General features: G+C 69.0%; 10 protein-coding genes. 4 read left to right on the plus strand and 6 right to left on the minus strand.

Annotated elements, in window-relative coordinates:
- The first annotated feature begins 70 nt into the window (after positions 1-70).
- Entirely contained in the window at positions 71-1066 is a 996-nt protein-coding gene (locus BHS09_RS24425; protein WP_140799231.1) for a hypothetical protein, read from the plus strand.
- Positions 1067-1141: 75 nt separating this feature from the next.
- Here BHS09_RS24425 and BHS09_RS24430 read toward each other — a convergent pair whose 3' ends face one another.
- From BHS09_RS24430 to BHS09_RS24445, 4 genes are all read right to left on the minus strand, one after another.
- Positions 1142-3403, minus strand: a complete 2262-nt coding sequence (locus BHS09_RS24430; protein ID WP_140799233.1) for a xanthine dehydrogenase family protein molybdopterin-binding subunit — start codon at positions 3401-3403, stop codon at positions 1142-1144.
- A 10-nt stretch (positions 3404-3413) separates the two neighbouring features.
- Positions 3414-3875 (minus strand): (2Fe-2S)-binding protein, encoded by a 462-nt coding sequence (locus BHS09_RS24435; RefSeq protein ID WP_140793704.1) that lies wholly within the window; start codon positions 3873-3875, stop codon positions 3414-3416.
- On the minus strand, positions 3872-4525 hold the full coding sequence (locus BHS09_RS24440; protein ID WP_174259328.1) for an Isoquinoline 1-oxidoreductase subunit: 654 nt from the start codon (positions 4523-4525) through the stop codon (positions 3872-3874). The genes BHS09_RS24435 and BHS09_RS24440 overlap by 4 nt, the downstream gene beginning before the upstream one ends.
- A 77-nt stretch (positions 4526-4602) precedes the next feature.
- Positions 4603-7257: an ATP-dependent Clp protease ATP-binding subunit gene (locus tag BHS09_RS24445; RefSeq protein ID WP_140793708.1), complete on the minus strand. Its 2655-nt coding sequence runs from the start codon at positions 7255-7257 to the stop codon at positions 4603-4605.
- Between the two features lie 165 nt (positions 7258-7422).
- Here BHS09_RS24445 and BHS09_RS24450 point away from each other — a divergent pair, with 165 nt between their 5' ends.
- From BHS09_RS24450 to BHS09_RS24460, 3 genes are all read left to right on the plus strand, one after another.
- Positions 7423-7857 carry a hypothetical protein gene (locus BHS09_RS24450; protein ID WP_140793710.1) on the plus strand — a complete coding sequence of 145 codons (435 nt, stop codon included), beginning with the start codon at positions 7423-7425 and terminating at the stop codon, positions 7855-7857.
- A gap of 75 nt (positions 7858-7932) precedes the next feature.
- Positions 7933-8499 carry a hypothetical protein gene (locus tag BHS09_RS24455; RefSeq protein ID WP_140793712.1) on the plus strand — a complete coding sequence of 189 codons (567 nt, stop codon included), beginning with the start codon at positions 7933-7935 and terminating at the stop codon, positions 8497-8499.
- A 181-nt stretch (positions 8500-8680) separates the two neighbouring features.
- Positions 8681-10144 carry an MDR family MFS transporter gene (locus BHS09_RS24460; RefSeq protein ID WP_140793714.1) on the plus strand — a complete coding sequence of 488 codons (1464 nt, stop codon included), beginning with the start codon at positions 8681-8683 and terminating at the stop codon, positions 10142-10144.
- A 26-nt stretch (positions 10145-10170) separates the two neighbouring features.
- Here the strand turns inward: BHS09_RS24460 and BHS09_RS24465 are convergent, their stop codons facing one another.
- Positions 10171-11649 (minus strand): glycoside hydrolase family 6 protein, encoded by a 1479-nt coding sequence (locus tag BHS09_RS24465; RefSeq protein ID WP_140799237.1) that lies wholly within the window; start codon positions 11647-11649, stop codon positions 10171-10173.
- A 154-nt stretch (positions 11650-11803) separates the two neighbouring features.
- Positions 11804-13477, minus strand: a complete 1674-nt coding sequence (locus BHS09_RS24470; RefSeq protein WP_140799239.1) for an amidase — start codon at positions 13475-13477, stop codon at positions 11804-11806.
- Between the last annotated feature and the right edge of the window lie 19 nt (positions 13478-13496).

The following is a 13496-nucleotide window of genomic DNA, read 5'->3' on the forward strand; positions in this document are numbered from 1 at the left end:
GGGCGACCCACACCTGAAGTGAAGGCACGCGGCCCCCCCGCGCCTCCGCCTTCTCAATGAGGTCGAAACGATGCGTCGGAGCCTGAAGGGAGCACTGCTGTGGATGATGCCGCTGGGCGTGCTGAGTGCCTGCGGTGGAGCACCTGACGCCGCCGGCGCCGAGGACGCGCTGAGCGAGCGCGCGCAGTCCCTCATCTCCGCGCCACCGGTGCCGGCCAGCGGCAACATCGCGGACAGCATGTTGTACGTCGGCACCGTGGCGGTGGGCGGCGCGCAGCAGGACGGCGCGTCAGCCCAGCCGGGTTACTACGGATACCGGGTGCAGGTGCAGGCGGGCTCGCAGCTCAAGCTCGAGGTCACGCACCTGGGCAGCTCCATGTACCTGGACACCGGCCTGTTCCTGTACGGCCCCAAGGATGCGAACGGTAGCTACGGCGACACCGTGCTGGCCCAAGACGACGACTCTGGTTACGGGCAACTCAGCAAGGTGGGCCTGGTGACGCTGCCGCAGGACGGCGAGTACCTGGCCGTGGTCGGCTTCATCAACGGCGGTGGCAAGCAGTTCCGGCTCCAGGTGGACTGCGTGGGCGGGGCGTGCCTGCCCAACCCGCAGCCCGCGCCGACGGGCCATGCGCTCACGCTGGTCCAGAGTCCCATCACCGCCGGCCTCCAGTCCGCGCTGGACGCGGGCAACATCGTGCGCGAGGACAACATCTCGCACCTGACTGCGTTCGACTTCGCGTGGACCTACTCTGGCGAGACGACGCTGGACACGGCGGCCGCGGCCATCCTGGCCAGGGGGCAGTACCGGGGCTATCTCAATGACCCGGCGCCGCTCGTGCTGACGTACGCGCAACTGGAGACGTCCATGTACTGGCAGTTCCGCCCGCTGCACCCGGCCATCCTCGCCACCTACGGCAACGGTACGGAGAACGTGCAGGTGAAGCGGTACTACCGCGAGTTCTCCACCGGCCCCAACGGAGACAACTGGCGGACGCTGAACGTCATCCTCTTCCCCCAGTCGTACAAGGTCGTCGTCTACGAGCAGACCGCGCACGAAATCTGAGGCCGCCGTCTCCGTGCCCGGAACGCCACCGCCGGGCACGGGACGAAGCGGGGGCGCAGTGCGCCCCCGTGGCACTCAAACGGAGAGCGTGCGGGACACCGGCAGCTCGCGGATGCGCGTTCCCGTGAGCGCGAAGATGGCGTTGATGATGGCGGGCGCCACCGGAGGCACGCCGGGCTCGCCAATGCCCCCGGACGGCAGCTCACTGGGGACGATGTCGACATGAATCTTCCGCGGCGCCTCGCCGATGCGCACCAGCTTGAGGTCGCGGAAGTTCGACTGCTCCGTCACGCCGCCCTTCATGGTGACTGCGCCATGCAACGCGATGCTCATGCCGAAGATGATCGAGCCCTCCATCTGCGAGCGCACGCGTTCCGGATTGAGAATCGTCCCGGCATCCACCGACACCCACGCCTCGTCGACGCGGATGCGCCCCTGGTCATCCTTGACCACCGAGGCCACCACGGCCACGTAGCTGAGGAAGCTGCGGTGCGCGGCGAGCCCCAGCGCCCGGCCATTCGCCTTGCGCGCATCCCAGCCGGACATCGCCGTCACGCGCTCGATGACACCGCGCAAGCGCCCCGTATCCACGGGGTGGTCCTCCACGGATGCGCCGTAGTTCCGGAGCGCGGTGATGCCCAGCTCCTGGAGCGACGCCTTGCGCGGCGGCCCTAGCACCTCCAGGAGCATTTCGCGCGAGTCCGCGCCACGGATGTGCGCCAGCTCGTCCACGAACGCGTTCACGGAGAAGGCGTGGAAGATGTTGTAGACGGACCGGAGCCAGCCGATGCGCACGTGCGGAGGCGCCTCGCAGGTCTCCGCCCGGACGTTGGGCACGGAGAGCGCCAGGTCGAGCACGCCCTGCTGGAGGTCCGCCGGGCTGGGCCGCGTCGCCTGCCCGAAGGTGGACGCAATGGGAGGGAACGCCGTGCGGTGCCGCCACGCGATGACCTTGCCGGACGCATCCAACCCGGCGGTGAGCTGCTGCGCGCTGACGGAGTGGTAGTAGTCGTGCCGGACGTCGTCCTCGCGCGTCCACTGCACGCGCACGGGCGCGCCCGCTTCCTTCGCCAGCCACACCACCTCGGCGATGAAGTCCGCCTTGGACTTGCGGCCGAAGCCTCCGCCCAGGAACGTGACGTGGACCTGGACCTTCTCCTCCGGGAGTTCCGCCGTCGCCGCCGCCACGCTGCGCGCCGCCTGCGGATGCTGCGTGGGCGCCCAGACCTCACACGTCCCATTCTCCACCCGCGCCAGGGCCACGGGAGGCTCCATGGGCACGTGGGACTGGTGGGGGACGTGGTACTCGGCCTGGACGACGCGAGCGGCGGAAGCGAGCGCCGCGTCGATGTCACCGACGTTGCGCGCCACCGTTCCCGGCTCGCGAATCGACGCCGTCAGCTGCTCCCGGTACGTCGTCGAGTCATAGGACGCGTTCGGCCCATCCTCCCAGGTGATGTCCAGGGCCTCGCGCCCGCGCATCGCCGCCCAGGTGTTCTCCGCGAGCACCGCGACCCCGCCCCAGAACTGGAACGTGTAGGGAGGCTTCGGCGCGGGCAACTCGAGGACCTTCTTCACACCGGGCACCGCGAGCGCGCGGGTGGCGTCAAAGCGAACGACCTTGCCGCCCACGACAGGCGGACGCGCCACCACCGCGATGAGCATGCCCGGCAAGCGGATGTCGGCGCCGAACACCGCGGTTCCCGTCACATAGGCCGGGCCGTCCAGCAGCGGCATGGGCTTGCCCGCCATCCGCAGCTCACTCTTCGGCCGCAGCTTGACGTCCTTCTCTTTTGGAATGGGCAGCTTCGACGCGTCGGCCACCAGTTCGCCGAAGCCCAGCGAGCGCTTGCCGTCACGGAGGAACACCGCGTGGTCCCGGGCTTCACACGCCTCCGGCTTCACCTTCCAGCGGCGGGCGGCGGCGGCCACCAACATCACCCGAGCGGTGGCGCCCATGCGGCGGATGTCGTCGTACACGCCCCGCACGCTGCTGGAGCCGTCCGTGTTCTGGTCGCCGTAGACCTTGTCACCGTCGGCCTGGGCCACCGTCACCCGCGCCATGTCCGCGCCCATCTCATCGGCGACGAGCACTGGCAGCGAGCTGCGCACGCCCTGCCCCATCTCCGAGCGGGCACAGACGATGGTGACCGCTCCGTCCGGCGCCACGTGGACGAATACGTTCGGGTTCAACCCCGGAGCGCTCTTCGCCGTGGAGGAATCACTGGCCGCCACGGCAAGGCCGCCGGAGAAGACGCCCAGGGCGAGTCCTCCCACGGACAGATTCAGGCCTTCCAGGAACGAGCGCCGGCCAATCAACGTGAGCAGCTTCGTCATGGCGGCCTCGTCACTCCTCGGACATTCCCGCGGCCTTCTTCACGGCCGAGCGGATTCGCGTGTACGTCCCACACCGGCAGAGGTTGCCGGCGAGCGACTGGTCGATCTCCTTGTCGGATGGCCGCGGCTTCTTCGCCAGCAGCGCCGCCGCGCACATGATCTGCCCCGTCTGGCAGAAGCCACACTGCGGCACGCCCAGCTCCACCCAGGCCTTTTGCAGCGGGTGGTTGCCGTCGGGCGACAGCCCTTCGATGGTCGTCACCGAGTGCCCCTCCGCGCGGCGGATGGGTGTCACGCACGCGCGAACAGGCTGCCCGTCGAGGTGGACGGTGCACGAGCCACACAGCGCCTGACCGCAGCCGTACTTCGTGCCAGTCAGCCCGAGCACGTCCCGCACCGCCCAGAGCAGCGGCATCTCCGGGTCGACGTCCAGCTCCTTCTCCTCACCGTTGATGCGAACGCGAACGGTCACGGCCGTGCCTCCTCGCTCGGGCACTCCGAGCCCGTCTCCACCCAGGCCGCGACAATGGCGCCGAACTGCGCCTGCGTCCCCGGAGCGGGCTCACGCCCCGAGCCCGGGTTCCATCCCCAGGCCACCAATTCGTCGTGGGCGTTGTGTTCAATCATCTGCTCGGGCGTCTTGCCGCCGTTGCGCTTCGTGTCCTTGAGCTGCTCGCACACCTCGCGCGGGCTCTTGCCCACCCACGCCATCTCGATGGGAGCGACATGCCACTTCGGCGCGCCGGGCACGCGGGCCAGGTCCTGGTTCTTGTCCTGGTGGCAGCTGGTGCACTCCATGCCCACCGCGCCCTGGTCGTCGGGGCCGCGCACCACGGGCGGGTCATGAAGCTGGCCTTCGTCACCTTGCAGCGGGCTGTCACCCGCCGGGTGACAGTTCGCGCACCGCGGGTGGAAGAAGACGCGGCTGGCCTCCAGGAAGAGCGCGCGGGAGCGCTCCTTCCGGTCCAGGATGGTCGCGAAGGCTTCCACGGGTCGCAGCACGTTGGGGGCAACCTCGGGCAGCGCGGGAACCTGCGCCGCCGCGGCATCGGGCTCCCGCTTGCACCCTCCCGCCAGCAGGAGGGCGGAGAGCGAGGCCATGACCGGAAGAGATGGCTGCATCACGCCAAGGCTCCGGCATGTCCGTACCAACTACAAGGCGAATGTTCGGGGGCCAGGATGACCCCACACGTGACGGTTCAGTGAACGGCACTCGCTTCAGCCGGCTCGCCTTCCGCCTCAGCGGCCTCCACTTCGTCAAACCGGAATTTTCCATCCTTGAAGTCCGCTCTCACGCGGCTGTTCTCATGGATGTCGCCCGAGATGAGCTTCTCCGCGAGCGGTGCCTCGATGGCGCGCTGGATTTCACGCCGGAGTGGACGCGCGCCGAAGGTTGGGTCCCATCCCTTGTCCACCAGCGCTTCCAGCGCCGCGGGCGTCACCTCCAGCGCGATGCCCTGGCCGTGCAGCAGGCGGCGCGTCTTCTCCAGCATCAAGTCCACGATGGCTCGCAACTGCGCGCGGTTGAGCGGCTCGAAGACCACCGTCTCGTCGATGCGGTTGAGGAACTCGGGCGGGAAGTGCCCCTTGAGCACGCCCATGACGCGCTCCCGCATGCGCTCCTGCGGTTCCTTCCGCGCGGTGGATTCCTGGATGAGGTGCGAGCCCAGATTGCTGGTGCCGATGATGACGGTGTTCTTGAAGTTCACCACCGTGCCCTGCGCGTCCGTGAGCCGCCCGTCATCCAGCACCTGGAGCAGCATGTGGAACACGTCGGGGTGGGCCTTCTCCACCTCGTCGAAGAGGAGCACGCTGTAGGGCCGCCGCCGCACGGCCTCCGTGAGCTGCCCGCCCTCCTCGTAGCCGACGTAACCTGGCGGCGCGCCCACCAGCCGGCTCACGGTGTGCTTCTCCATGTACTCACTCATGTCGAAGCGGATGAGCGCCTTCTCGTCACCAAAGAGCAGCTCCGCCAGCGTCTTCGCCAGCTCCGTCTTGCCCACGCCCGTGGGGCCCAGGAAGAGGAAGGAGCCGATGGGACGCGCCTCGTCCTTGAGCCCCGCCCTCGCCCGCCGGATGGCCTGTGACAGCACGCGGATGGCCTCGTCCTGTCCGATGACGCGCTCGTGCAGCCGCGACTCCAGCTCCAGCAGCTTCTTGCGCTCGTCCTCCGTCATCTGCGTCACGGGGATGCCCGTCATGCGCGACAGCACCTCCGCCACGTCCTCGGCGCGGACCTCCGGCGTCTCACCGGACTTCTGCGTGCGGCGCTCCTTCTGCGCGCTCTGGACCTCGCGCTCGGCGGCGTTCAGCTTCGACTCCAGCTCCTGGATGCGCGGCCCCGCCTTCCGGCCTCGCGCTTCGTCGAGCGAGCGCTTCACCTTCACCACCTCATGCTCGGCGTTCACCAGCCGCTCCGGCGGCAGCGTGAGCCGCAAGCGCACCCGGGCCGCAGCCTGGTCCACCAGGTCGATGGCCTTGTCCGGCAGGAAGCGCCCGGTGACGTAGCGGTCCGACAGCTCCACCGCCGCCACCAGCGCCTCATCCGCGATGCGCACGCGGTGGTGGGACTCGTAGCGGTCCTTGAGGCCTCGCAGAATCTCGATGGCCTGCTCGGCCGTCGGCTCCGGGACGACCACGGGCTGGAAGCGGCGTTCGAGCGCGGCGTCCTTCTCGATGCGCTTGCGGTACTCGTCCAGCGTCGTCGCGCCAATGACGTGCAGCTCGCCGCGCGCCAGGGAGGGCTTGAGCATGTTGCCCGCATCCATGGCTCCCTCCGCCGCGCCCGCCCCGACGATGGTGTGAATCTCGTCGATGAAGAGGACGATTTCCTCGCTGTGCTCCTTCACCTCGTCCATGACCTTCTTCAGCCGCTCCTCGAACTCGCCGCGGTACTTGCTGCCCGCGAGCAGGCCGGACAGGTCCAGTTGCAGCACGCGCTTGTCGCGCAACGTGTCCGGGACCGCGGCGGAGATGATGCGCTGGGCAATGCCCTCCACGATGGCCGTCTTGCCCACGCCCGGCTCCCCGATGAGCACGGGGTTGTTCTTGGTGCGACGCGAGAGGATTTCGAGCGTGGTCTCGATTTCGTTGGCCCGCCCCACCACCGGGTCCAGCTTCCCTTCCGAGGCCAGGCTCGTGAGGTCGCGGCAGTACTCGTCCAGCGTTGGCGTGGGCGACCGACGTGCCTCGGATGAAGGTGCCAGCGCTTCCGCGACGGCCGCGCGTGCCTTGCCGTGCTGGGCCCCTTGCTCGCGCAGAATCTCCGACGCCAGGCCTTCGCCTTCGTGGAGCAACCCCAGCAGCACGTGCTCGGGCCCCACATAGGAATGCCCCAACTCATAGGCCTCCTGGTACGCGAGTTCCAGTGCGCGCTTCGCATGCGGCGACAGCTCGGGACGCTCCATGGGGCGCTTCCCACGGCGCATCTCGGACTCGGCGCGCTCGGCGACGCGGGCCGGGTCCAGCTTCATGCGGCTGAGCGCCGTCCTTCCCAGCGGGTCCTTCGCGAGCGCCACCAGCAGGTGCTCCGTGTCGATGGAAGCCGCACCCGCGCTTCGCGCCGCCTCGAAGGCCGCTTCCAGTACGCGCCGCGTCTCATCGGAGAAGGCCTCGGTGATGTCGTAGCGCTCCACCGGCTGCTGGAGTGAACGCGACAGCCCCCCGAAGTCCTCTTCTCCGAAGTCACTGAAGAACTGGTCGAAGAGCGACGTGCCCAAGCCCATGCGGCCGAAGCGCGAGCGCTGGCTGCTACAGACGTCGCACAAGGACTCGGTGGTCCGCCGGTTCCCCATGACGCGAGTGACTCGGGTGGTCGCCGGGCGCTGGTGGCAGAGGTCGCAGACATTGGCCATGGTTTGGAGTCCCCCGAACGACGGTTCAGCTCCAACGCTAGGGATGGCCGGTGTGCCGCACCTCGGCCCCAGGGCAGGGCCGGGCGCCCAAGGTGGCCCCTCGTTGCAGGGGACGCTAACCTGCCGGGAGAGTCGTTCTTTCTACGCCCTCCGGGAGTCCCCGACATGTCCGAGCAGAAGCCCCGCCTGAAGCGCCCCGTGGAGAATGTCCGCGCCGAGCTGCTCGCGGACCCAGACACCCAGCGCATCGCGAAGTCCCTGGATATGGAGCTGGAGGCCTACGTCGAACTGGTCCTCGACTACGCCCAGAACCCGGACAAGGAGCCGACGCTCATCGTCGCCCCGGACGAGGAACTGCGCGCCGCCGGCTACAACCCGCCGTCCACCCAGGACGTCGCCAACTTCTTCATCGCCGCCGCCAATGGTGAGCTGGGCATTGGCCCGCCCAAGTCCTATTACAGTGGTTTTGAAGGAAAGCAGGACGACGCCAGCAAGCCGTCCCTGCGTGGGGATGAGGGCCAGGAGCCCGTGAAGGTGGACGAGGAGACCAGCCAGAAGCTCCGCCAGCACGTGCCCAAGGGCGGGCCTGATCGCGTTTAGGCGGATTTGAAGCAACTTTCTCCCACGCTCCCCGACAATCCTTACATTCACCCCCTTTCATAAAGGTTTCCCCCCATGTCCGTTGGCGGCGCAGGTGGTTCGAACGGTAGCCGTGGCTCGAATGGCGCGAGCAATGCTGGCCGGAGCGCCGCTGCGGGTGCGGCCAACGCGGCGAGCAAGGCGGCGGGCGGTCTCGCGGGCGCGCTGGGCGGTATCGGCAAGGCGCTGGGCGGCATCGGCAAGGCGGTAGGCGGCCTGGCGAACAGCATCGGCGGCATCGCCGGCAAGATTGGCAGCGCGCTGAGCCAGGTGTCCGGCCTCGTCGACAAGGCGATGAGCGCCATCACCGGCCCTCTCAAGGGCATGATTGGCGGACTGCTGGACAAGATGCCCTTCGGCATCGGCCAGCTCGCCAAGCCGTTCGTCGACAAGTTCATCGACAACGGTCTGTCCATGGTCGCCGGCGGCCCGCTGGGTGGCGTGGCCTCCATGTTCGGCAAGGCCGGCACCGTGGGCAAGCTGGCGGACATGGTGGACACGGTCCGCACGGGCGCCAAGGCAGTGGGCGACATCGCGGAGGGCCGCTTCAACGCCCAGCAGATGGCGGCCTTCGCCCAGGCCCAGCTGATGCGCGGCCTGTAATTCCGAATCGACAGGTGAAGCCCCCCGGGCCAGCTCCCACACACGTGGGGGTTGGCCCTTCGTTCGTTCAGAGTCCGTGTGCGCCCGCACGCGGAGTGGCCACCTGGGGCGCAAGGCCGCTTGGTGCTGGCGACACCCGCCCGCAGCCGTTAAGGAGGGCCTCTCCCGCGCCGGCGCCTTCATGCGAACCACTCATCGTCCCCTCACCACCTTGGCTCTGGCCTTGAGCCTCTTCATGGCCGCCCTGGAAGCCACTGTCGTTTCCACGGCCATGCCCACGGTGGTGGGCGAGCTGGGCGGCATCCAGCACTACGCGTGGGTCTTCACCGCGTACATGCTGTCCTCCACCATCACCGTGCCCATCTACGGGAAGCTGGCGGACCTCTACGGCCGCAAGCCCGTGCTCCTGTTCGGCATCGTGCTGTTCCTCGTGGGCTCCATCGCCAGTGGCCTGTCCACGTCCATGGCCATGTTGATCGGCTTCCGGACGCTCCAGGGCCTGGGCGCGGGCGCAATGCAGCCGGTGGCGCTCACCATCATCGGGGACCTCTACACGCTGGAGGAGCGCGCGAAGGTCCAGGGCGCGTTCAGCGCGGTGTGGGGCATCGCCGGCCTGATTGGGCCCATCACCGGTGGCTTCATCGTGAAGTACCTCACGTGGCACTGGGTCTTCTTCATCAACGTCCCGGTGGGCGTGGGCTGCCTCGTCCTGCTGATGAGCTACTTCCATGAGCGCGTGGAGCAGAAGCCCCAGAAGCTGGACTACGCGGGCGCCGCGCTGCTCACCGGCTGGGTGGTGGCGCTGCTCGTCGGCGTGCAGGGTGTGGGCATGAATCTGTGGGGTCTGCCCGTGGCGGCGGTGCTGCTCGCGGCCTTCGTCGCCGTGGAGCGCAGGGCGGCCGAGCCCATCATCCCCATGTCCATCTTCAAGGTGCCGGCCATCGTCATCTCCTCCATCGCGGGAGCGCTCTTCTCCGCGGCGATGTTCGGGGCAACCACCTACGTTCCGCTCTTCGTCCAGGGCGTCCTGGGTGGCACGCCCACCGAGGCCGGCGGGATGATTACGCCGATGATTGTCGGCTGGCCGCTGGCGGCCCTCGTGGCCGGGAAGCTGCTGCTCAAGACGGGCTTCCGCCCGCTCATCGTGGGCGGGCTGGGCTTGACGGTGGTGGGCACGTCGCTGATGGCGTTGCTCCTGGGGCCTCAGGCCCCCAAGCTGGTGCCGGAGGTGGCCATGGGCCTGTTCGGCATCGGCATGGGCTTCGCGTCCACCGCGCTGCTCATCGCCGTGCAGACCAGCGTGGGCTGGGAGCTGCGCGGCGTGGCCACCGCCAGCAACATGTTCTTCCGCACCATTGGCGGCGCCATCGGCGTGGGGCTGATGGGCGGCGTCATGGTGTCGCAGCTCCTCAAGGACCCGACGGTGCCGATTTCGGCCGCCAATGCCCTGATGAGCCCCGACCATGGTCAGGACCTGCCTGCGGACCTGCTGGCGACGCTGAGCGGCGCGCTGGGCACCGGGCTGAGCATCAACTTCTGGCTGATTTGCGCCTTCACCGTGGCGGCCTTCACCGCGGGGCTGTTCTTCCCCAAGGTGTCGCGCACCACGACGGTGTCCACCACCGAGGTGGCGGCGCCGCACTGACGTCCGTGCGGCGCCCCGTGCGTCGCTCAGAGGCCGTCAATCATCCGCAGGGCCACGTCCGGCATGAACGTGCCGGCGGGCGTGTTGGGCGCGACGCCGCACTGGCCGTCGGAGTCCCCGGGGACCTTGATCCACAGGACCATCTCCGCGCCGCCCACGCCCACCTGGTTCGGCGTGCCAATCCTCCGGCCGGCGGGGTTGCACCACTCTCCGTTGGAGCCATTCCCGTTGCGGCTGGTGTCCACCACGAAGGGCTTGGTGTAGCCGTATCGGCTGTTGAGCGCGCTGTTGACGGAGCCCGCGTACGAGGCCGACTGCGCGGTGGTGTAGAAGTTCGACACGTTGAGCGCGAAGCCCCGCACGTTGCGCATGCCCATGTTCTCGAGCCGCTGAGCCATGGTGTCCGCGTTGATCCACAGGGCGTTGCCCGCGTCCAGGTAGGCCCACGTGTTCGGCGCGCGATCCCTGAACTGCTCCGTGGCGTAGCGAATCAGGCTAATGCGCGTCTGCCGCTCGGCATCGTTCGCCAGGCAGTCGAGCTGGGCGACAGCGTCCGGCTCGATGATGACGACGGCGGGACGGTTGCCGATGGCGGCGGCGAAGGACGAAATCCACGTCCGGTACGCCTCCGGCGACCCCGCGCCTCCGCCCGAGTGGCTCCCGCAGTCCCGGCCAGGGATGTTGTAGGCCACCAGCACCGGCAGCTTGTCCGCCGCGTCCGCTGCCGCGACGAAGCTGGACACCGCCGTGGTGATGTCTCCGCTCCACGCGGCGAACCAGCGCGCGGCCAGGTTGTTCGCGATGGAGGACTGGATGCGCGCCGCGCGCGAGTCCCCGCTGTTGGCCCGGACCCAGTTGGCGGGGTTGGAGTTCGGGTCGATGTAGAAGCCGCTCGTCATCGCAAGCGGCCCGCCGCCACCGCCGCCGTCCTCCGTGGTGAGCGAGATGTCATCGATGAACGCGCTAAACCCCGTCGCGCGGCCTCCCATCTGGAAGGTGACCTGTCCCGCCTGCGTGGCCAGCGTCGACGTGAAGGGGAACGTGAAGCGCCGTGACGTCCCATCCAACGTCATCTGCCGGTCCAGCGGCGCGGTGTACGGCGCGCTCTCCAGTTGCACCGTCACACGGACCGTCGTCGTCACCGAAGCAGAGGCCGTGAAGGACAGCGTGTACGCCCGGCCATTCACGAGCGGAATGTCATCCTGGCCAATCAGCGCGTCCCAGGGGTTGGCCGTCCCGCCCCCCACGTCCACGCGCAGGCGGGCGTTCTCCACGCGTGACTGCGTGTTGGGGCCACTCCACCAGGGCGATACGGTGCCACCGTTGAAGGTGCCATTGGAGACGAGCTCGGTCAGCGCATCGGCGCGGGTGCCGTACGCCTCGGCCCCCGCCGGGGCGGGCGGCTCCGAGGGACCACAGGCAGTCGCGAGGGCCGCCGCCAGCATCAGCGCGGCCGGAGCGGTGAAGCGACGAAACGGGGAACCGGCGGAGTCACGTAGTTGCACGAAGCCATTCCTCCCGCCCGCGCGAGGACGCCAGGGAGCGGCGCCCGGAGTGACGCGGGCTTTGTCGAGTGCGTGGCCCGTGGGTGGCCCCGCGAGCACGCGGAGCCACACTTGCACGTTTTACTTGTTTTTCAGCCCTTCAATCCGCAGCAGCTCATCGAAGTGCGCGCAGATGAACAGGCGGCACGCGGTACTCGGAGGCCTGCTCCACCACGCGGCCCAGACGCAGCAGCAGGTGCTCCTCGTAGGGGCGGCCTGTGAGCTGGACACCCACCGGGAGCCCCTCTTCGTCAAAGCCGGCTGGCACCGACAGCGAGGGGAAGCCCGTCAAGTTGGCCTGGCGCACGAAGCGCATGAGGGCATCGACGACAGGCAGGTTCGACTCGCCATCCGGAAGCGCGGCCTCCGGAATGAGGGGCGCCGTGGTGGCCGTCGTCGGCGTGACGAGGACGTCCACGCCCGCCATCTGCGCCAGCAGCTCACGCGTCAGGCGATGCCGGTGCCGCAGGGCATGCACCAGGTCCGTGGCCCGGAAGTGCCGGCCAATGGCCAGGTTGGTGCGCGTGTCGAGCCCGAACTCCGACGGATGCGCCTTCACGTGAGGGAGCATCACCTCCGACATCTCGCTCAGGATGATGCAGCTGTGCGTCCACAGCACGGTGTTGAGGTCGGGAGGCGGAATCTCCACCACGCGCGCGCCCGCGGCCGACAGCGCGGCCACGGCTTCCTTGCAGCGGGCGACGACGTCCGCATCGGCGTCCTCGAAGTAGTCCCAGCAGATGCCCAGCCGCACGCCGCTCAGGCCTTCATCCTCGTAGCCAGACAGGTGATGCGGCGACTGCCCCTGTGAGACGAGGTCATGCCCATCCGGCCCCGCGAGCACCGCGTACGCGGCGGCGACATCGTCCACGGTGAGCCCCATGGGCCCCACGTGGCCCACGTTCCAGCACAGCGGAGGTACGCCCGTCTCCGGGATGCGGCCCCACGTCGCCTTGAGCCCCACGATGCCGCACAGGGCCGCGGGGATGCGGATGGAACCGCCGCCGTCGGCACCGATGCTCAAGGGGCACAGGCCCGCGGCCACGGCGGCTGCGGAGGCGCTGGAGCTGCCACCGGTGATGCGGCCCGTGTCCCAGGGGTTGCGGGCGGCGCCGTGGTGGGGATTCAACCCGATGGGGTTGATGCCAATCTCATTCATGTTGGCCTTGCCGAGGATGATGGCGCCCGCGGCCTTGAGCCGGGCCGCCACCGTCGAGTCCGCGGCGGCCACCTGCGTGCGGAACCGCGTGCCCAGCGTGGTGGGGAACCCGGCCAGGTCGACCTCGTCCTTCAGCACGACGGGAACGCCGTCGAGCACGCTCAGCGGACGGCCCGCGCGAAGCCGCTCGGAGGACGCCTCCGCGGCCCGGTGCACCTCGTCCGGCTTGCGGGCGATGAACAAGCCCAGGCGCTGCTTCCCACTGTCCATCCGGGCAATGGACTCATGAATCCGATTCACCACGGCCACCGGGTCCGTGGCGCCCTCGCGGTAGGCGCGGACATAGGCCGCTACGCTCTCACGCTCCGGTGGACTGGCGGACGCGGCGATGGCGCGCGCGGCCTGCTCCGTGGGCGTCTGCGGCTCCGTGGCGGCGGTGCCTTGGGGTAACGGGAACTGGAGCGGCGGCGCATCGCCCGCCGGGAGCTCACGCCATCGCTCGATGCCGCTGTCCCGCGTCAGCTTGTCCAGCATCACCGACCCGACGCCGCTCTCGAGCGCGTTCACGAAAGCCTTGAGCGCCAGGCCCGACACACGGGGCGCCTTCACGGGGTTGCGTTGGTAGGTCATGGCGCCGCAGCCTATCCCC

The organism is Myxococcus xanthus (genome assembly GCF_006402735.1).
GTDB classification, from domain to species: Bacteria; Myxococcota; Myxococcia; order Myxococcales; family Myxococcaceae; genus Myxococcus; species Myxococcus xanthus_A.